General features: G+C 46.2%; 14 protein-coding genes and 1 pseudogene. 8 read left to right on the forward strand and 7 right to left on the reverse strand.

Annotation, left to right across the window (positions count from 1 at the left end):
* Nucleotides 1–25 precede the first annotated feature (25 nt).
* From porM to ACYPWY_RS06030, 8 genes are all read left to right on the forward strand, one after another.
* Entirely contained in the window at nucleotides 26–1,582 is a 1,557-nt protein-coding gene (gene porM / locus ACYPWY_RS05995) for a type IX secretion system motor protein PorM/GldM (protein ID WP_459684530.1), read from the forward strand.
* Between the two features lie 74 nt (nucleotides 1,583–1,656).
* The gene (porN, locus tag ACYPWY_RS06000; protein WP_459684531.1) at nucleotides 1,657–2,721 is read left to right on the forward strand and encodes a type IX secretion system ring subunit PorN/GldN; all 1,065 of its coding nucleotides are present in this window, start codon (nucleotides 1,657–1,659) and stop codon (nucleotides 2,719–2,721) included.
* 10 nt (nucleotides 2,722–2,731) lie between these two features.
* A complete protein-coding gene (locus tag ACYPWY_RS06005; protein ID WP_459684532.1) occupies nucleotides 2,732–3,316 on the forward strand; it encodes a non-canonical purine NTP diphosphatase in 585 nt (194 codons plus the stop codon).
* Nucleotides 3,317–3,366: 50 nt separating this feature from the next.
* Entirely contained in the window at nucleotides 3,367–4,347 is a 981-nt protein-coding gene (locus ACYPWY_RS06010) for a DNA cytosine methyltransferase (protein WP_459684533.1), read from the forward strand.
* Complete coding sequence (locus ACYPWY_RS06015) at nucleotides 4,337–5,092, forward strand: hypothetical protein (RefSeq protein ID WP_459684534.1); 756 nt, start codon at nucleotides 4,337–4,339, stop codon at nucleotides 5,090–5,092. Before ACYPWY_RS06010 ends, ACYPWY_RS06015 begins: the two co-directional genes overlap by 11 nt.
* Complete coding sequence (locus tag ACYPWY_RS06020) at nucleotides 5,085–5,486, forward strand: very short patch repair endonuclease (RefSeq protein ID WP_459684535.1); 402 nt, start codon at nucleotides 5,085–5,087, stop codon at nucleotides 5,484–5,486. The genes ACYPWY_RS06015 and ACYPWY_RS06020 overlap by 8 nt, the downstream gene beginning before the upstream one ends.
* A gap of 59 nt (nucleotides 5,487–5,545) precedes the next feature.
* Nucleotides 5,546–9,040: a type IX secretion system periplasmic lipoprotein PorW/SprE gene (porW, locus tag ACYPWY_RS06025; protein WP_459684536.1), complete on the forward strand. Its 3,495-nt coding sequence runs from the start codon at nucleotides 5,546–5,548 to the stop codon at nucleotides 9,038–9,040.
* The gene (locus tag ACYPWY_RS06030; protein WP_459684537.1) at nucleotides 8,985–9,782 is read left to right on the forward strand and encodes a M15 family metallopeptidase; all 798 of its coding nucleotides are present in this window, start codon (nucleotides 8,985–8,987) and stop codon (nucleotides 9,780–9,782) included. Before porW ends, ACYPWY_RS06030 begins: the two co-directional genes overlap by 56 nt.
* Here ACYPWY_RS06030 and ACYPWY_RS06035 read toward each other — a convergent pair.
* The 7 genes and pseudogenes from ACYPWY_RS06035 to ACYPWY_RS06065 all read right to left on the reverse strand — a co-directional run bounded on the left by ACYPWY_RS06035 (nucleotide 9,757) and on the right by ACYPWY_RS06065 (nucleotide 21,196).
* On the reverse strand, nucleotides 9,757–10,143 hold the full coding sequence (locus tag ACYPWY_RS06035; RefSeq protein WP_459684538.1) for a hypothetical protein: 387 nt from the start codon (nucleotides 10,141–10,143) through the stop codon (nucleotides 9,757–9,759). The two genes, ACYPWY_RS06030 and ACYPWY_RS06035, sit on opposite strands and share 26 nt — an antisense overlap.
* A gap of 82 nt (nucleotides 10,144–10,225) precedes the next feature.
* Nucleotides 10,226–10,402, reverse strand: coding sequence for a hypothetical protein (locus ACYPWY_RS06040; RefSeq protein ID WP_459684539.1), 177 nt, complete (start codon nucleotides 10,400–10,402; stop codon nucleotides 10,226–10,228).
* A complete protein-coding gene (locus ACYPWY_RS06045; protein ID WP_459684540.1) occupies nucleotides 10,399–12,069 on the reverse strand; it encodes a glycoside hydrolase family 28 protein in 1,671 nt (556 codons plus the stop codon). The genes ACYPWY_RS06040 and ACYPWY_RS06045 overlap by 4 nt, the downstream gene beginning before the upstream one ends.
* Before the next feature lie 23 nt (nucleotides 12,070–12,092).
* On the reverse strand, nucleotides 12,093–13,937 hold the full coding sequence (locus ACYPWY_RS06050) for a rhamnogalacturonan lyase family protein (RefSeq protein ID WP_459684541.1): 1,845 nt from the start codon (nucleotides 13,935–13,937) through the stop codon (nucleotides 12,093–12,095).
* A 20-nt stretch (nucleotides 13,938–13,957) separates the two neighbouring features.
* A pseudogene (locus tag ACYPWY_RS06055) lies at nucleotides 13,958–15,037 on the reverse strand (glycoside hydrolase family 88/105 protein); the annotation flags it as partial.
* Between the two features lie 141 nt (nucleotides 15,038–15,178).
* The gene (locus ACYPWY_RS06060) at nucleotides 15,179–18,784 is read right to left on the reverse strand and encodes a DUF4450 domain-containing protein (protein WP_459684542.1); all 3,606 of its coding nucleotides are present in this window, start codon (nucleotides 18,782–18,784) and stop codon (nucleotides 15,179–15,181) included.
* Nucleotides 18,785–19,063: 279 nt separating this feature from the next.
* Nucleotides 19,064–21,196: a hypothetical protein gene (locus ACYPWY_RS06065; RefSeq protein ID WP_459684543.1), complete on the reverse strand. Its 2,133-nt coding sequence runs from the start codon at nucleotides 21,194–21,196 to the stop codon at nucleotides 19,064–19,066.
* Nucleotides 21,197–21,272: the final 76 nt, after the last annotated feature.

Consider the following 21,272-nt stretch of genomic DNA (forward strand, 5'->3'; position numbering starts at 1 on the left):
AATTTCGTATTTATAACACTAAAGAATGGCATCAAATAGTCCAAATTCTCCACGACAGAAAATGATAAACCTCATGTATCTGGTGTTTATCGCTATGCTGGCGTTTAACGTATCGAATGAGGTGCTGGATGGTTTTGTCTTGGTAGAAGAAGGCTTGCAACAAACAATCAAAAGTACAACCGAACAAAACGATGTACTGGCAAACAAGATGCAGGAATTTTATACGCAAAACCCCGTAAAATCGGAACTTTGGTATCGACGGGCGGAAACATTCAAGAAAAGTTCGGATTCTTTATACAATCACATACAATCGCTGAAACAACTCATTGTTGTAGAGGCAGATGGAAAAAATGGCGATGTGAATAACATCGAAAGCAAAGAAAATCTGGACGCACCGTCTGTTATCATGCTATCGCCCACAAACAATCGTGGACAAGAACTGAGAGAAGCCATTGACTCTTACCGTCATCAGGCGGCATCGTTGGTCGGCGGAAACAAGAAAGAGATTGTAGAAGAAAGGCTAAATACGCAAGCATCCAAAAAACTGGGTATCGGAAACAAAAATTGGGAACAAGTTCTTTTTGAACAAATGCCTACTTCCGCAGCAATAACACTCCTGACTAAATTGCAGAGCGATATTCGTGCAGTAGAAAGCGATGTATTGGCCGAACTGTTGAGCAATATCGGAGCCGACGACTACCGCGTCAATAGCCTCGAAGCCTATGTTGTTCCCGAATCCAAATTTGTGATGCAAGGCAGCACATTCCGCGGGCGCGTTATATTGGCAGCCGTTGATACAACCAAACGACCCCGTTTTGTGCCCTCCGCCGGAACGATAAGCGAAGACGGAACTTTCAGTATTCCGGCATCGGGTATTGGCGACCGGAAGTTTCTGGGGAATGTTTTCTTGTCCCGTCCGGGGAAAGACGACCAGCAAATACCTTTCTCTGCCGATTACAATGTTATTGAGCCCATGGCTTCGCTAGCTCCCCGCCTGATGAATGTTTTGTATGCAGGTATCGACAATGCCATCGACATTTCGGTGCCGGGCGTATCGACTAATCGCATCAGGGCGCAGGTGGCCAATGGCAGTGGTTCGTTGCAGCCACGCGATAATTATTGGGTGGCCAAACCAAGCAAAGTGGGTGTGCCGATGGTGGTATCCGTTTCAGCCGATTTTGGCAATGGAAAGTATGTGGAAGTAACCAAAAAGGAGTTTCAGGTAAGAAAATTGCCCGATCCAACTACCTTTATCGAATATCCCGATGCCGATGGCAATCCCGAACGCTTCAAAGGAGGACGTATCCCGAAAGCCACGGTTGTGAATACGCAGGGAATTAAAGTGGCTATCTACGATGGCGTGTTGAATATTCCGTTTACGGTATTGCAATTCACCATTGTGCTTTCGGACGGAACAAACTCGGTGCGCGACATTTCGGTCGGCTCGAATTTCACGGATGCACAAAAAAGTAAAATCAGAGGACTGGCTCGCGGAAAATCATTCTTCATTACAGACGTAAAGGCCAAAGGCCCCGATGGCAATGAATATGATGCAACGGCCATGGAAGTGAGAATAAACTAAAAGCCCCTCCAACCTCCCCTACGGGGAGGCTTTGAATCCCCCTACGGGGGCGGGGGGCTATAAACTATAATAATATGAAACAATTACTTATATCAATAGCAGTAGTAGCGGGCAGTTTGCTTTTTGCTCAAACGCTTTCGGCCCAGGAAGAATCGGCGAGAGACCGGATTGCGAAACGGCAAAATCAGCAAAAGCAAGAGTCCCTACCCCAACTGACCGTTCGTGCCGAGAACATGAACAGGCAGCAAACACAATGGGTTGGAAATGCGCCATGGACAAGGGAAATATACCGTTTCCTCGACTTGAACGACGAGAAAAATGCCTCGTTGTATTATCCGGTTACACCGATAGGCGACAGGATGAACCTGTTTACCATGATTTTTAAATTACTGGCAAACAACGAAATATCGGCATACGAATTTCAGTTGGACAGGATAGAGACCTTTACCGACGACAACAAACTGAATTTTAAGGATTTGCTCAACAGGTTCAGCGTAATGTACACCGAGCAGAACGGAAAATATGTGATAGAGGACATTGATATTCCCAGCAACGAGGTGTTAGGCTATTATGTGAAGGAAGCCTGGTATTTTGACAAGAGCAATTCGGTGGTTGACACGAAGATACTGGCGATATGCCCCATCATCTTCAGCCAAGGCGACTTTGAAGCCGAAACCACACGCTATCCTCTATTCTGGCTACCTTACGAGGAAATCAGACCCTACGCGGCAAGAATGCCTATCATGACATCGAACCTGAACAATGCGTCCACCCAAACAATCGACGATTTTTTCAGGAAACACGATTTCAAAGGGGAGATTTACAAGACGACCAATATGAAGAATTTGTCGTTGGCGCAGTTGTACCCCGGCAACGACTCGCTGGTGAAAAAAGAACAGAAAAAAGTGGAGACCCAGCTCAAAGAATTCAAAAATAAACTTTGGGCGATGAACGATTCTACGCTTACCAAAACGCAACCGGCTGCTAAAAAACCAGTGAAAGCCGAATCGAAAGAAGCAGCAGCAGCCACCGACAAGAAGTCTTCGGACAGCAAAGTCAGGACAAACGAGGAGAAGAAATCCAATCAAGGCGCAAAATCCTCATCGGCCCCCAAACGGAGTATGAGGAATCGCAGATAGTAACTATACGATGATGAAAGAACTCATTTTCGCGACAAACAACGGGCATAAACTGGAGGAAGTCAGCGCCGTATTAGGAGAGGACTACCGTGTTTTAAGCCTGAAAGCCATTGGACTGGATGTCGATATTCCCGAAGACGGAGAAACCCTGGAAGCAAATGCCCTGATTAAGGCCCGCTATATTTGGGAAGCAAAAAAATGCGCCTGTTTTGCCGACGATACAGGCTTGGAAGTTGAATCGCTGGGAAATGCGCCGGGCGTTCATTCGGCCAGGTATGCCGGAGAACAAAAAAGCGCGGAAGACAATGTAAAAAAACTCTTATCCGAACTGAAAGGCGCCACCAACCGGAAAGCCCGTTTCAGAACGGTAATAGCGGCAATAATAGACGGAAAAGAATACCTGTTTGAAGGGGTGGTTAACGGAGAAATAATTGATACACCCCAGGGAAACTCAGGATTTGGATACGACCCCGTATTTGTGCCGGAAAGATACAACGAAAGCTTTGCCGAACTGGGCAACGAGCAAAAAAACAAAATCAGCCACCGGGCAAAAGCGGTGAATAAGTTGGCAGAGTTTTTGAGAGACGAAATTTAGTTGTTGCAGTTATAGTATGATTTTAGTATTTTTGTAAAAACTTGTTCGTTATGGAAGAAATAAAATTTATTGATCTTTTTTGTGGCATTGGCGGCTTTCGTCAAGCAATGGACGAAGCATGTCGCGAGAATGAAATCATCCCTAATTGCGTCTTTTCGTCTGATATTGACCCTGCTTGTCAATTCAGTTATGAGGAAAATTTTGGCGAGCGTCCTTTTGGCGACATTACCAAAGTGAACGAAAAAGATATTCCTGACCATGATATTTTATTTGCAGGGTTTCCATGTCAGCCATTCAGTATCATTGGACAGAGGAAAGGCTTTGAAGATACGCGCGGAACTCTATTTTTTGATATTGCGCGAATTTTAAAAGAGAAACAGCCGAAAGCATTTATTTTAGAGAATGTCAAACAACTTGCTGGACATAACAAGGGAGAGACCTTAAAAGTAATCCTTAATACGCTCAAAGAGTTAGGTTATCACGTTCAATATGCGATTCTGAATGCGCTTGATTACGGACTCCCTCAAAAAAGGGAACGAGTAATTATAGTGGGGCATCGTCAACCTATTTTGTTTTCTTTTCCTCCTCCTAGACGTCCATTCAAGCCACTTGAAGAAATACTTGATGCTCAAGTTGAGAAAAAGCATTATGTTTCTAGTTATATTTTAGAAAAGCGAAAAAATAAACATACGTCTGCCTATAAACTTTCTATTTGGCACGAGAATAAATCGGGTAATATTTGTTCATATCCTTATTCCTGCGCTTTACGTTCTGGAGCATCATATAATTATTTGTTAGTAAATGGTGAAAGGCGTTTAACCCCAAGAGAAATGTTTCGCTTACAGGGTTTTCCGAACAGCTATAAGATTGTCGTAAATGACAGCCAGGCACGAAAACAAGCAGGTAATGCTGTTCCTGTAAACCTTGTAAAAGCTGTCATTTTAAGATTGTTACCATACGTCGCAAAGACAGTAGATATGACATCTGTTATTCAAGAATACAATACATTAAATTTTGAATATGGAGAATGATAGTAAATCGCCCAAACTTAGAACAGTAAATAAATCTGTCCCTGCTTTTCCCCTAAATGAATTTTCCAAAGACTTTCCGTTTTTGCTGGGAAAAGAGTTGATTTATTTGCTTGCCTCTAAAGGAAAATCGGAGTTGGAAGGGTCTGATTGGGAAAATATATTTGCTAACTGTATTGGAGCCGAATGGAAACCATCAAATGTAGGACTTGACGATGTCGTTTTAGGGAACACGGCATGGGGAGCAAAAACAGTTAAAGCGACAAAGCCTTCTGAACAAAAAAGAGTCCGATTGATTTCAGGGAGAAATTCACCAACTTATTCTTATGGCGAGCATATTGACACTAATGCAAACCCAAATGCCATCGGTGAACTTGTTCTAAATATTTGGAATGAGCGAGTTTCCTCAATTCGTGAGAAATTCAAACATGTTCGGACTGTGGTTTTGATGAAGTCCAACGATTTGTCTGAAGTCGTTATTTTTGAATTTGACACTATTCGATGTGATACGGAGCTTTATAACTGGGAGTGGAACAAGAATAATAATTTAATTGAGATTGATAGAAAAACAAAAGAACATAAATTCACATGGCAGCCTCATGGCTCACAATTTACAATTATAGAGGATGTACCTGAAAGAAGTTTGATAATCCGAATTAAGCAACCTGAAGTTCTTGATAAAGAACAAATATTGCAAGCATTAGGCTTTGAAAAATCATGGATAACCGTAATACAGAAAAATGGCTGACGTTTTTACAAAGGAACAACGCAGTAATGTAATGCGACAAATAAAGGGAAGCCGTAATAAATCTACAGAATTAAAACTTATCGCTTATTTTAAAGAAAACAATATCAAAGGTTGGCGCAGAAATTACAAACTTTTTGGAAAACCTGATTTTACTTTTCCTAAATATAAAACTGTAATTTTCGTAGATGGGTGTTTTTGGCATGGACACGACTGTCGGAATACACGACCTAAAGATAACGCTGATTATTGGATAAAGAAACGAGGGCGAAATGTAAAACGTGATGCAGAAGTAACACAAACGCTTCTGAATAAAGGTTGGACAGTGATAAGAATTTGGGAATGTGAGTTAAAAAATGAAAGAATATTAAGCGAGCGACTAGGACTTCTAATTTAATTAGATATTGACAGTAGAATTTATTCAAGCGACTTAATTCCTAACAAATAATTTACGTGTTGAAAAAAAAGGTATCGATATTTTGCACAATCAGTTCTTTATTACTGCTTTTTTCGTGTTCGAACCAGAAGAATACGAAGACTACGCGCTTGTACCATGAAATCAACACGCGCTACAATATCTACTTCAATGCCGAGCAATCCTATATCAATGCCTTAGAGAGTAAGAACACTGCCTACGTGGATAATCTGTCGGAGATGATTTACATGTATCCCTATTATCCCGACGAGGAGCAGCGAATCAACGGATTTGAAACCACCATTGATAAATGCGTTAAAGCCATCAAGCTGCATTCCATTTCGGTTAAACCCGAAAGAGACCCCAATAAACGCAGCAATATGGCTTATCAGGAATGGTTGAGCCAGCGCGAATTTAATCCTTTCCTGAAAAATGCGTGGTTATTAATGGCCAAAGCCGAGTATCAAAGCCTCGATTACCTGCGTGCCGTAACTACCTTCTCGCACATTACGCGGCTCTATAAAACCGACCCCGAAACAGCTACCGAAGCGCGTTTGTGGATAGCAAACGCCTATCTGCAAATGAATTGGATATACGAAGCCGAAAATGTTTTCCGTCAGATTGAACTGGCCGGAGGCGTTCCCGACACACAAAAAGGCTTACACGCCGAGGCTTATGCCAACTACCTTATCCGAAGTAAAAAATACGAAGAAGCCATTCCCTACCTTCAGACAGCAATAAAAAACGAAGATGGCGCTCAGTCGATGCGGTTCAAATACCTGCTGGGGCAACTGTATGCCAAAACAGGGAACAGGGCGAAAGCATACGAGGCCTTCGGTAAGGTTCCGGGTTTGAATACCCCCTACATGTTCGCGCTGAATGCCAAGCTTCAACAAGCGCAGTACATTAATCCCGATGACAGGCAGGCCGAAAAAAAGGTATTATCGAGCCTTAACAAGATGACAAAATCGGCGAAAAACGAAGAGTATTTAGACCAAATACATTACACGATAGGGAATATTTATCTACGCAATTCCGACACGCTGAAAGCCATTGACAGCTACACCCTTGCCATACGGGAGAGTACGCGAAACGGATACGATAAAGCCATAACACAGGTTATGCTGGGCGATATTTACTTCAAGCAAAAAGATTACATTCACGCCCAACCGCTTTACCCCGAAGCTTTAGGCATTCTGGGTAAAAAATACGAGCGGTATGACGAGTTGATGCTGCGCTCGGAGGTGCTTGACAAACTGGCGATTCACGCACAGGCTATCCATTTGCAGGACAGCTTGCAAACCCTGGCCCGAATGCCGGAAAATGAACGGCTGGAGGCTATTAACAAGCTCATTGCCGACCTGAAGAAAAAAGACGAAGAAGAAAAAAAGAAACAAGCCCGCGCCGATTGGAACTCGGAAAACCCGGACGATTCGGAGAGTTTTCCATCCAACAAGCCGGCCAATTTGCCCAGACAATTGGGGGGTGCGCAAAGCCCGTTTTACTTCTACAATCCCCAGACGGTTGTGCAAGGGAAAACATCGTTCCGAAAACTGTGGGGCAACCGGAAACTGGAGGATAACTGGCGGCGAAAAAATAAAAGTTCGTCCTCGTTTGGCGACTCTCCTAGCGATGAGGTTCTGGCCGAAACCGGAGAAAATGTGGCCGACAGCATCAGCAACAATGAAGCAGCGCCCGAAAAAACTCAGAGAGGCGAAGCGGAGATTTATACACCCGAGTTCTATTTAAGCCAGTTGCCATTAACGCCGGAAGCTATTCAGGAATCGAACGAAATTATTGAGGATGCTTGCTTCCAGATGGGATTGATTTACAAGGACGATCTCCTTGATTTCAATCTGGCCATTGAGACCTTCGACACGGATATGCGCCGCTTTCCGCAGACCCCGAATCTGGAAGAAATTTACTACCAGTTATTCCTCATATACACCCAACTTGGCGATAAAGCCATGGCCGATAATTACAGGGCCAAGCTGCTGAACCAGTTTGCGGAAGGCAGTTATGCAAAAACTCTGTCGGACCCTGATTACGAATGGAATCTGAGGAATTTGCCTCAAATAGAAAGCAGCCTTTATCACGAAACATACGATGCGTATTTAGCCGGTAATACAGCTGTTGTACGCAAAAATTACACCCTTGTGGAGGATAAGTATCCCCTATCGAAACTGCGCCCGAAATTCATGTTCCTCGATGCGTTAAGCTATGCTCAAACCAACGAACCGGCGACTTTCAAGAACAAGTTGAGCGAGTTGGTAGAGAAATATCCCGAAGCCGATGTAACAACGCTTGCCTCGGAAATGCTGAAAGGAATAAATTCGGGGAAAATTCTTGCGGCAGGCGGTACTGCCCGCGGCATGATATGGAACATCCCGCTGGGAGGCGCCGAGTTTGCAGAGATTGACACCATCACCCAGTTCAAGAATGAAGCCGATGCGCCCCATCAGCTGATGTTAATCTTCGACCCGCAAAAGACTAGCAAGAATGACTTGCTTTACAATGTGGCCGATTACAATTTCTCCAACTTTGTTTTGCAGACCTTCGACCTGAACTTTAGCGAATTAACTCCTTTTGGAATATTGCAGGTGAGCGAATTCGCTTCATTAAAGGATGTGGCAGAATATACCAACAAAATCTTTGAGGAAAATTCGTTGATTGGAAAACTGGACTCAACAATTATAATCTTACCCATTTCCACCGGTAACTATGCCGTTTTATCGAGGGGTAAAAGCTTGAATGACTACTTCGAGTTCTTCAAGGAGAACTATGGAGCACAAATGCCTCAATTAATCGCCCATTGGGATAACCAGCTGAAGGAAACCGCCGAAGAGGAAGAACCGGAAAAAACCGAAGAAAAGAGCGCCGAAACAAGCGATACGGAAACCAATCCTGCCGAAATTGAGACCGAAAGCATCGACGATATTAAGCCGCTTGAAATAATCATCAAGCCGAAAGTAGAAAGTGTTGACGGGAAAATAGAGAAAGTAGAAAACAACATCGAAGAGGCTATTACCGACAAAGCGATTGATGACATAATGGACGGAGCAAACGATGTGAACGATGCCCTGGATGCCATAGTCAACAACCCTGTGGATGGCATTAAGAGTTTGATAAACAGCATCAAAAACAAGCCGAAACTGACGAAAGAAGAAAAGGAAACGCTCAAGGAAGAAAAAAGGATACAAAAGGAACTTGATAAAGCGAAAAAAGCCAGGGAAAAAGCGGCGCAAGATTCGATAAACACGCTGGAGAAGGCCAGGCAGGACTCAATTAAAAATGCCGGGAAAGAAAAAGTTGAGCTTGAAAAAACGGCTATAAAAGCGAAAGAAGACGCCCTGAAAGCGGCTGCCAAGGCAAAAGTCGATGCACAAAAAGCCCATCGGCAAGAGCTGAAAGACAAGGAAAAGGCGCGGGCAGAGGAACTAAAGGCAAAAGAAAAAGCCCGGAAAGAAAAAGCAAAACAACGTGAAGCTGAGAGACGTGAAAAAGAAAAACAAGCCAGAGAAAAAAGGAAGAAGTAGCCTATATCTAGCTGCTTTCTTGCCGGTAATCGTCTTTTCACTATTTTACTGTTCGGGTAAGCCTTCGGCAAAAGATGCAGACGATAACATAAGCGTACAGGATAGCTTAGCCTCGGAGAATAGCGCCGATAAAATTCCGAAGAGCAGCTTAGAATTGCAACTCGATAGTTTGGGCTTGAGGGATATTAAAGCCTGCTACCCCAGCATTGCAATCGACCTGAAATACGCATCAGCAGATAACTTTGCTGGCCGGATTTTATACAAGAACCTGAACCGGGCTTATCTGCATCCATACGCCATGGCGAAACTGGCAAAAGCCCAATCGCTATTGAAAAGCCAACATCCCGAATACAGTTTGCTGGTTTATGACGCAGCACGCCCTCTGGCTATACAACGCGAAATGTTCGAGATGGTAAAAAATACCCCCCAACAGCCGTATGTGGCCAATCCCGAAAGAACCGGTCTCCACAACTACGGGATGGCAGTTGATATAACGATATGCGACACCACAAATCTCTCGCTGGATATGGGAACCAAATTCGATTATTTTGGCGCAAAAGCAGGAATAGACAACGAAGACTCCTATGTCCTCAACGGCGTATTAACACATCAACAAGTCGCTAACCGGAGGCTCCTCAGAACGGTGATGACAGAAGCCGGATTCAACACCATCAGAGGCGAATGGTGGCACTTTAATGCCTGCTCGCTGCAAGAGGCTAAAAGGATGGCGGAGGTGTTGTAGATACCACCGGCAAACCACCGCTGCTCAACCTTTCCGCACTAATGTCTAGCTGCTTCGCTACGCTATTGTTGTAAAAATTGATTGATGCCTTGCCTGTTGCATCTGTTTTCAGGTCAGGGTTCCAGTACAAAGTGCGGCGATAATCTTTCTCATTAGCAGGTATTCCCTTGCTGTAATCGGCACGATAATATTCACTAGCCACCGAATAACCGGCCAGTTTGGTGGGACGGATGCCTTTATTTTCTCTACGTTTTCCTCCATCTTTGTTGGTATAAATGAATATAGCTACATTGTTCTGCGTATTTAAATGTGCCAATCCTTCATCTTCTAAATATGGAAATGATGCATTATTGTCTTCCACTATAGCGATTGATTCTATTTGGCTTACAAATATTCCGCTAATATTTCTGTAAAAATTTTCAAATTTACCAATAGGTTGATTGTTAATAACCTGAATTATCAAAATGCAGATACACTTTCTCCTGCGGATTCAGGTAATTGAACGAGTTGATATTTTTAACGAAGCCTGACAATTTAGCCGATGCCCCGTCCTGAGCTTGCATCGAAATGCAAACCAGGATAGCCAACAGCGTAAAAGTCAGGCTTCTTATACTGTTCATTGCTTCACCAACCTCAGTTTTTCGCTGCTAATTGCTTTATCCAGTTTTATTTTATCTCCTCCGTATTGGCTGGCTATTTCGATCGCCCGGCTGTTTTTCCCCGAAATATCAACCATCACAGGAATATCGGGATTGGTTTGAAAGCCCTTGATTTTAACGTCTTTCACATTCTTCAAAATCAACGCAGAGCCTTTTTTCGGATAAATATTGATGTTTTTCAGCGTAATATTATCCGACTCGGAAAGTTCGGCGCCGATGGTTGAGTGAATCGTTACATTCTCGATGTTGATGTTGTTGATGTTGTGCTCGGGAAGCCCGTTGAAGAACATCGCCCGGCGTGCCGAACTGCATACAATATCTTTGATGAATATATTTCGGAAAGAGGGCGTAGTTTCATCTACCGGAGGGAGCGAGGCCTCAACAGGGGTTTTATCGCCGTCGGCCAATGATTCGGAGGCCGATTTGCCGCCATAGTAAAGGTCGAACAAAAGTGGTTCGGTATTAATGTCGAACATGTTGATATTCGTTACATAAATGTTCTCTACAACTCCACCTCTGCCACGTGTGCTTTTGAAGCGCAGACCAACATCCGTGCCCAGAAACTGGCAGTTGGAAAGCTTGATATTCTTCACGCCGCCCGACATTTCGCTGCCGACTACAAATCCGCCGTGCCCTTGAAAGACCGTACAGTTATCCACTATCAGGTTTTCGCAGGGACGGTTGCGTTTCCGTCCGTCCACACCTTTTCCCGATTTGATGCAAATACCGTCATCGCCCACATCGAACGAACTGTTTACAATAATTGAGTTTTTACACGATTCCAAGTCCAAACCGTCTCCGTTTTGTGCATAAGCCGCATTGCGCACCTGAATGCCATCAATAATCACATTCTCGCACATCAGCGGGTGAATGTTCCAAGCGGGTGAATTTTGAAAAATAACACCGTTCAGATACACGCCCTTGCACTCCATGAAGCTAATCATCACCGGACGCAAAAAGTCGCGTATGGCCATCCATTCGGCGTCTGTTTTTATGTTTTTCGGCACATTCATATCGCTAATCGTATCCGCGTGTAAGTAGGCCGCCGATGGCATCCAATAATCTGCCCGTTTGAATGTTCCCGACGCCGAAGTAGCCGATTTCCAGAAACCATCGGAAACCTTCTGTTTTTTCAAGGGGCGCCAAACCTGTCCGTTTCCGTCAATAGCGCCGTTTCCGGTGATGGCTACATTCACCGCATTGCGCGCCGAAATGGGCGACTGACAACGGCGTGTATCCAATCCCTCAAATACGGTTTCCACTATTGGATACAAATCCTTATCGGGCGAAAACAGGAGGATAGCCCTATTCTGCAAGTGCAAATTAATATTGCTTTTGAGGACGATGGGGCCAGTCAGCCATACACCCGAAGGAACAATAAGCGTTCCACCGCCTTTGGCCTCCAAGGCAGCCACCGCTTTGGCAAAAGCTCCGGTATTGAGGACAATGCCATCCCCTACTCCGCCAAAATCGGTTATCAGCGCGTTATTGGCCGGAAAAACAGGAGCCGATAAAACAGGCATATCGAAAGGAAGGCCTTTGTACAAATAATCATAACCTCCTTTTTGAGAAAACAAGCTTGTAACACAAAATGTTATAAGCAATATTGAACTAGTGATTCTTTTCATAAAATTCCAATCATCAATTTTAATTACTCACCCAGATAATAAGACGGAACAGGCGATTGAGGATAACCTTGCGACCGCTCAAGAATATAGCTGCGATAGACAGGATCCTGCATCAGCGTTACCCGTTTGTCCTTTGCCGGAAAAGCGGTATGATAAATCCGCAATTCGCCGGGCAGGGCTGTAACCACCTCTTCGCGCCAATCGCCAAGCAGGTCGGCAATCATAATAATATCGCCTTGTATGCCCTCGGTTAGTTTTTCGCCTTTCCAATAGCCGATAGACTGGCTTCTGCCGTTTGAGCTTGAACCGGCTCCCCAGCGGTTATCGTCGCCAAAGAAAGTTTGACGCACCAATCCGCCGTTCCACCATATCCAGTTGCGGCAGGGAGGAACATCCGCATTCATGCCTATTTTTTCGCCGGTTGAAGTAAGCAAATATTTATCCGAAGAACCGCCTTTGCTGTCTTCGCTGGCAAAACATTCCAGCCCCGGATGAGCAGGATCTATATCGGCCACCATGCCGTCGCCCACATGGAAAGTTTTATGACCAATGCCCCATATCTTTTCGCCGGTTTTTGCATCCACCGTACACACGCCGTACCCGTTTTCGTGCCAAGGTTCCAAGGCCAGAAAAACCTCCATTCCCGGGCGGGAGGGGTCGATGTCGGTCAGGTAAACTTTATCGGGGTGTCCCAAGCCGGTTGACCACAACAGCGTACCGTTATCGTCAATAGCGCAGGAACCTATTAGCACTTCGTCTCGTCCATCGCCGTCAATATCGCCGCACACCATGTTGTGCGAACCCTGACTGCGGATAATGGGATTTTCTTCATCGCCATCCCAACGCCACACTTTTTCCAGCTTGCCGTTTTTCAGTTGCCAGGCATCCACCACCAACAGTTTGTAGGTGCCGCGTGCAGCCAATATGCAAGGAGTTTTTCCGTCCAGAAAAGCCATACCCATCTGGTTGCGGTTTTGTCTGACCAGATTTCCATAACGGTCGTTGCGTTCAGGCCAATCCACCGAGGCAATTTCTTTTCCGGTCATACCATTCAGTATGGTCAGGTATTCGCTACCGCCGTAAACACGTCCCAGCTCGTTGCGTTTGTAGTCGGCGCCACCTGTTTTGATGGCCACTTCGGCTTTGCCGTCGCCATCGAAATCGTAAGCAACAAACGGCGAATACCAGATTCCCGGTTCGATGGACAGACCTAAGTCTTTTGTCCACAGATAAGCGCCATCGCTCAGGTAAGCTTCTATTTTAAACGTTACACCGGTGGTATCGCCCTTTGTACCCGGATCGACATTGGTATGCGGATGGCGGATAATGTAGTCGTAAACGCCATCGCCGTTGAGGTCGGCAACTGCAATTTTTCCGGCACGCACATCGCCTTTCAGTTTCACGCTCACATAGTTAGTCGTTTCCAACTTGGAAAAGTCCACCGTAATTTTGTCCGAGAATTCCGATTTTTTGTTCAAAACACCTTCCACCCAATACTCGGCAAGGCCTGCTACCGGCGTTGTATCAACAAAATCGGAGGTATTGACAACCGGCTTGCTGTTCAGCTTTTTCGATTTACCGTTTACCGAGCGATAGACATTAAATTTTAGTGCAGCGTCATCGGTTTTCAGTACGCGCCAACTCAGGTGAATGGCCTTCCCGTCCTGGGTTTTGGCGGCAACCAATCCCCTGCCCATTTTTTCATCTACCCGTTCTTTGGCAAAACCTTCTACCAGCGGTTTCGGTTCATGACGTGGTTCCAAAACTTCGTAGTAATAAGTTCGTTCCCGTGTATCTTGCGCTTTAGATGGCAGCGCAAACAGGACTATTCCCGCAAGAATAAAATACAGATTCTGTTTCATTATCATCGAATTTATTTGATATTTGATTATTTATTCAGTTCCAAACAACCCATAATGAACGGGCCGGTTGCTTTTGCATCGTTGTTGCGGATGCGTTCGTGCACGTAATAATCGAAGCTGCCATCGCGGTAGGGATTTCCACCCAGACCGCTCACTGCACAGCATTTTGTCAGTGTAAGCGTACCATCCTGATTTTTTACAATCAGCGTATTCATCAGTCCGTCATAGGCTCTTTCGGCTACTGCCTTGTATTTTTTGTCGATGTATCCTTTATTCACCGCCTTGGCAAAAGAATACATAAACATCGACGAAACCGAAGCTTCCAGGTAATTGCCTTCCTTATCGCCTTTGTCCAGCACCTGATACCACAGGCCTGTTTTATCCTGATACTTGGGCAAGGTTTCGGCCAAGCCATTGATTATCTTCACCAGCTCGCCTCTTTGCGGATGGTCTTGCGGAATGAAATCCAACACATCGACCAATGCCATAAACCACCAGCCTATGCTGCGGCCCCAGAAGTTAGGCGACTGACCTGTTACAGGATTGGCCCAACGTTGTTTTTTACTTTCGTCCCAGGCATGGTAGTAAAGCCCTGTTTTGGCATCGTAAGTATGTTTGGCGCAAATAAGGAACTGGTTCATAACATCATCAGTCAGTTCCGGCTTGTTGAAAGTAGCTGCATACTGAGCCAGAAAAGGCGAACCCATGTATAAGCCATCGAGCCATATCTGGTGTTGATAGATAAGTTTATGCCAAAAACCGCCTTCCAATGTGCGGGGATGGTTGCTCATTTGCTTCACCAACCTGTCCATAGCCAGCTTGTATTTTTCGTTGCCTGTTTGCGCATACACATCAAACAGCGCCTTCCCCGAATTGATGTAGTCGATATTATACGATTCTACATGGTATTCGTGTATTTCACCCTTGTCATTAATCAGGGTATCGGCCCATTGCACCACATAATCGAGGTATTTTTTATCACCTGTCTGTTTCCACACTTTCAACATGGCCGTGCAGCCAACACCTTGCGAGTAGCCAAAATACAAGCGGCTACCATGATCGAGCTGCCAGGCCTGAGGGCAACGCTTCATTTCGGACTCGGCGAATAAAATGGCGGTTTTTTGTGCCTGTGTATAACAAACGCAGGTCAATGAAAAGAGAACCAAAGCGGTTATTTTCCTTATTGTATTCATAATCAACTTATATTTTTATGTTTAAATTTTTTGTTTCTTACTTGTATAATCCCTTCAACGCAGAAGCGTTACAGCCATTAAGCCGATAATCACTTCATTGGCTACGGCCTTTATCTCCATGCTTTGCAGTTCTTTGTTTTTGTTCAAAGGCAAATCCAGAATAATGCCTGCCCCGCCGTTGATGCTCCGCCCGTAAACGCCCCGTATGTTCATATCCTTTTCGAGGTTCCGGCTCACCAAGCCTGTTTTAAGCGCTACACGATACGGACGGGGAGCTGCCTGAAATGCTTCGCCGTCCACAAAGAAATCCTGTTCGATAGGCGCCCAGGTATCGGGATTGACCAGAACCAGCGAAGCAGAAGTTCCGTCTTTATAGCGGATAACTACGGTTCCGTTGGTGATGTGGCACTGCATGTGATTGGCGCTTCCGGCCATCAACAAATAGGCATGTGCGGATTTACCGGATAAAGGTAACACTATTTTTTCAGGATAATTGTCCCACAATGTCGTAAATGCAATGTTATTCGCCGAGCGCTCGCTTGTTGTTCTGAACGGAATACCGAATGGCGTTTTAAATTCGTTGTTTTGGGAGGCTTTTCGCAATCCGGCATCATCTATCTCTGCCGACATATCGGGATGACACCACTCTCCTATCCCTTGCGTTGGGACTTGAAGGGTTGTATAAGGCGATCGCGGACTGAGGTATTCGTTTTTGAAAATCTGCCTGACGGACGCATTCAGAGCAGCGTCTATATTCACCGTTTCATATACGGGATTCGGATTCTTTAAATTCCAGTTGATGAGCTTGGTTTTATACACCACTTTTCCGTTTTCAATCACTTCCAGTTCGTTGGTTCCAAACCGCACATTTTCATTCGGAACGGTATAAACTTCCGATTTACCGTCTGCTACGAGATTCAGGTTTTGTTTATACGCTCCGTTAAGAACAAGCTGCCCAAGTAATTTATGTTGGCTGTTGTTTTTCAGCGAGAACTGCAATTGTTCCGATTCGGCATTGTAATCCACCGAAATATAATCGGTTACTTCGAGGGCGATTGGTTGCCACCAGCTCATTTGTCCCTGCTCCAGCTGAACGAACAAGCTACGATGACCTAACTCACCGGCTACCGTTCCCTGCAAGCTGTTTGCCGTTGTTTTCGCATTTTTCAACACCGTTTGAGGGTCGTATAGCTTCTTTATCCGGGCATGTGTGGCTAGCGTCCAGTCTTCGCCTTCCGTTGCCACTTGCTTGTACTGTGCCGGTTCAATATCTGCGCCTTCCCACTCCAATTCTACGGTGTAGCCGACTGTTGCTTCGGCATGGATTTTTATCAAGGGCGATTCAATACCTTCTTCGAGCGTCCAAGCCTGCGTTTTTCCGTTGATTTTCAGCGATTTGATTTTGTCTTTTCGAGCTTTCAGGTATAAATCAAGACTTAACTGTTTGGGGAATTTAGCGTTAATCGTGTAAGTATCCTTCAACCCGCTTCGTTGAAAATCGAAATCAATATCCGAAGTGGAGACCGATGCCGACTCCCAACCGACAGGAAAACCGGGGCGAATCGCCAGCCTGTTGTTCATCGCATCGGGCAGTATGCCGAAAAGACCTTGTATCAACGCACGGGAATAAACGCCCACCGGATCGCCAAAATCGCGGTAACACTCTCCGCGTGCCGCATCATAGAAGCTGATTTGCCCGATATTGCCCGGCGTGTCTCCCAAATACATTCCATCCAACACCGAGCTCTTGAATAGCTTGAAGGCTTCTTCGTTTCGTCCGGCTTGCCAGTAGGCCAGGCAAGTATGCGCCACCTCGGCAAAAGCCACGTTGTTGATCGACCACGAATAAGGCAGCCAGTTGGTGGTGGAAATAGTCTTGTAGTCTTCATCCTTCAAACCTTTGGCCAAGACGGGGATATGCGGTATTTCCGTATCAATGTAGCGTGTTGCCTGATAAGCCTGAAAGGGCGAATGAATATCGGAGTCAATAGCATGATACACCGTCCAGATGGCCGCATCGGGATGCACCAGTTGATTACCCATCAGGTCTTTGTATTCAGCCCAACGGCCTTTTCTGTCCAGCCATAGCTGTGCATTGATTGCATTCAGTATCTTTTCGGCCTCCACGGCATAAGGCTTGGGGTTCTGTCCTATTTTTGCGGCTATTTCGGAAGCCATTTTATTGGCGCGGTAGTTGTATGCCGACGAATGGGTAACACCGCCGCTGTTGTATTGCAGGGCATCACTTGCCCAGATAGAAGCGTATGCATCGTAAAGACCGTCGTCGTTCGGATCGAAATTGCGTTTTTCCCAGGCCAGATGGCGTACCAGAACAGGCCACATCTTTTTCACATACTCCATATCGCCCGTCCAGTTGAAGTGCCAGAGCAATTCGTCGATATAGCAGAGGTTCATATCGTAGTGATGCATCTTGGAGGCATCGTCCGGGTTCCGGCTAATATAGCCGTTGCTGTACATCTGCGTGCCCCATACCTTTTCGGCACGCGCCAGATTCAGTTTTTTATCCTGGGTAGGATGCGGTATTACCGGTTCAACAGTCGTAACCTGCGAAGCGGCATAACCATCGAAATGTGTCCGGGCTCTGTCGTGCCAACCTATCGCATCGCCCACGTAGGCAGCGCGCCAACCATTCAGGGGCATACGCCAGCCTATCGCGCCGTGTTGCCAGCACGTTCCGTCCCAAATGCCATCGGCAGCTGTGCTCAACACGCCGCCAAGCGTATTGAAATACGGGTCGGGGGTTTTTATCTTAACGGTGTTGGCAATTTCTTTTCGCCGGATTTCGGCCTTGTCGAATACGCTTGGCAGAGCGGCATAGTTCAATGCGCTTTTATCCTTGTTTTTCAGGGAAACAAATAGAATTTCGGAAGCCTTTAGCTTTGTCCTGGCCAGGATGACGGGTTTATTGTCCTCAGCCGAAGAAGCCCAAACAGCAGTCGGCGATGTTATTTCGGAGGGCGAACCGGTTTTTAATACCGTATTCGCAGGGAAGAGCCCTTCGATAGAACGGAAGGAGCCTTTGGCATCGAAGCCGTATTGCAGTTCAAACGAATTACCGCTGACTATGTACTTGTTATTGCTACATCCGCTGACCGTTAAGGCAAACGAATTGGGCGGATCGGCTCCCAAATCGCCGTTGCGCGAGAATTTTTTGTTGCTTGCCCCGCCGTACATCCACATCAACTCCGTATCCAAAGCGATGTTTTCGGTTTCTATTTTCATAATCAAGCCCTCGGCATCGGCCATCGCCAACACATAAATGCTGATTTTTCCCGCTCCGAGAATCGGGTCTTTTATTTCATAGATGCGTGCGCCCGGACGATAAATGGATTTGATGTGTTGGGCATTGTTGAGCCACAGGCTTTCAGCGCCCTTTATCAGGCCCAGTTGCATGTTGCCACCCATATTCGGCATAAAGAATCCAAATTCGGGCACATCGCTGGTCTCAATACGGAAGGCGGTATTGGTGCCGTACAAGGCCTTGTTGAACTTTTTATCACCGTTTACGATAACAAAGTCCTCCCCGTCGGGTGTGTAACGCAACTCGCGTTCGGTGTTGTGCCAGTATCCGCGTGGCTGGGCATAGGAGGTAAGACCGGCTAATGCAGCAAAAACAAGTGTTAATACGATTGATTTCATGTATATTTGATTATGAATGATAAATGTAGGGGGCGTCCAATAAGTCTGTCATTCCGCACTTGATGCGGAACTGGAGCGAAGCGTAAATCGACCTTAATCAATCTCCTGAGTAAATGTGCTATGATTTTCAGGAGATTGCGGGTCGGAGCCCGCAATGACAAGCCACACCCCCACCCCCGTAGAGGGGATTCAAGAGCCTCCAAAAGCTTTTACCTTTTCCTTTCTCCTTTTGGAGAAAGTACCCGTAGGGGGATAGAGGCCGGGGAGGTTGGAGGGGCTTTACGGCATCGGAATAAGACCTTCCCATTGCACATCCCACGTGCCGTCTTTGGGGAAGCCCGGATTTTTTGTTTCGTTTCCATCCCAGCCTGCGCACATCATGGCCACCGCCGTCAGCAATCCGCCGTTGCCCGGAAGATAGACCCTCAGGCGCGAATCCTGGTAGTTGTGCCCGTTTACGAGGTAGGTATTTGTCCGTTTATCCATCAGCAGGGCGCCTACGGCTTTTTCGGGTTCGCCCATGCGTGCGGCATTCATGGCTGTCATCGGATAGTCCCATCCCCAGGTTTTGCCCCAATTCCAGTTATCCCATATCCAGTTCAGGGTATTTTTCATGTAGTCTTCGCGCACCAGCTTGCACTTGGGCAATATGCCGTAGGCGCCCAATACGGCCATGTGGTCGGAAGTATAGCGCACATCAATGTAGGTATCCACTGCATCTTCTGCCGCCAGATACAGTCCATCCTTGTTATAGGCCAGGGGCGACAGCTTGTCAATCAGCTCGTCCCATTGCGGTTTGCGTGCCAGGCCCTGTCTTTCGCGCCATTCTTGCGCCACCGACATGGCATAATGCCAGTACGACAGTTCAAAAGGCGGATTGATTGTTTCTCCAGCCCGCAGCGTTTCCTGCGCCGGAATCAGGCCTTTCAGGATGTAACGGCCTTCCAGTTCGTCATAAGTAGCAAAGGATGCCATAAATTCGGCTGTTTCGTTCACCAAAAAGGCGTATTTCTTTATAAATTCGTCCGAGGGATTACTGCGGTAAATAAGTTCGGACATGTAGATGAAATGCGGTTGTTGCCAAGCGAGGAACGAGCCTACCTTTGAAGGAGCTTCGGTGGCCGAAGGGTCGGTCATTTTCATCCAGCGGGCGCCTTTAAATCCTTGGCGTTCGGCAATTCCTTTTGCATTTGGATAGGCAAGGGTGTACCAATCCATGCTGCGTTCCAGCAAATAGGCTCTGTTCCACAGGGCAAAGTGGGCGGCGTGCCACCAATGCATCTCGAGATGGAACTTTCCGAACCAGCTATTATAGGTCAAGCCAGTTTCTTGAGGAGGGACGGATCCTGCCGATTGTATGGCCATGAGGTATTGCGACAACACCACCCGGCGTTCGAGTTCCTTGGCGCGCGGATCGGTGCACTTCGAGAAATCGACTGCGGCGCCGTCTTGCCAGAATTTTTGCCAATAGACCGACGAGGCGGCAAATGCTTCCCCTGCTGAATCGTTTGTTTCTGTGGGTTTTGCTTCTGTAAACCCGCAGGTGAACGAGAAGCTATCTGATTCGGGACTGAGCACGAAATAATGTTCTTCTTTTTTGTCAACGGATGCTTTTCCTGTCCATTTAACGGTAACGTAATAGGTGGTGGTATCGAGCGAACGCTGGAATACGACCTGCTGACCGTTTTGGGAAATAATCTCCGTCTTGTGTTTTTCGGGCGCCGACCAGTTGCAGGCATCGTCCGAATGTTTGGCGGTGGGGAAAGGAAAGCGGAATTTAATCTTCAGGTTTCCCTTAGCCACCAAGGCCGAATGTAGCTCAACGGCCACCTGGTCTTTGTCGGGATGAGAGGCGGTTTTTACGGATACGGAATCACCGCCGATTGTAAACTTGCTGGCTATCAATCCATCCCACAAGTTAAGTTTTTGATTGATGTTTTTAATGTCGCCTGCCTGCACTGCTGTGCCGTCGGGCTTGGTTAGTTCGAGGCCTACGATTCCCAGGTGCATCCGGTGCGGATTTTCGCGGAAATAGTTGGCGGCATCGTGCGGCCTGCCCGGTTCGTTAAACTGAACAGCATAAGGCTCGGGCTTGCCCCTGAAATTGTAAATTTTCCATGTTTCCTCGGGAGTGAAGTTATTCACATTCGGGAAACTGTGCCATCCCCATTGCGACTGTGTGCCGAGCGGGACACCGGCAGAATAAAGTTCGGGAAATGTTTGTAAACCTGTTGCGTCCACAGTGAACGCAAAATTGCCATTGCCTACCGACAAGGAGGATAGCTCTTCAATTTCATTTACTTTCGGACTATTCCGTTCAACAAGCGCAAAGCGGTCTATCTTTTCAACTTTTCCGGCATTGCACGAAAACAATACTCCCAAAAGGGCAATGATGAATGAACATTTTTTCATATTTATTTATTTTTCAAGTGTTTGTTTCAAAAAAAACAGATTTATAACATTTTCCCGAACAGCAGCCCCCCCACCC

Source organism: Viscerimonas tarda, assembly GCF_054601255.1.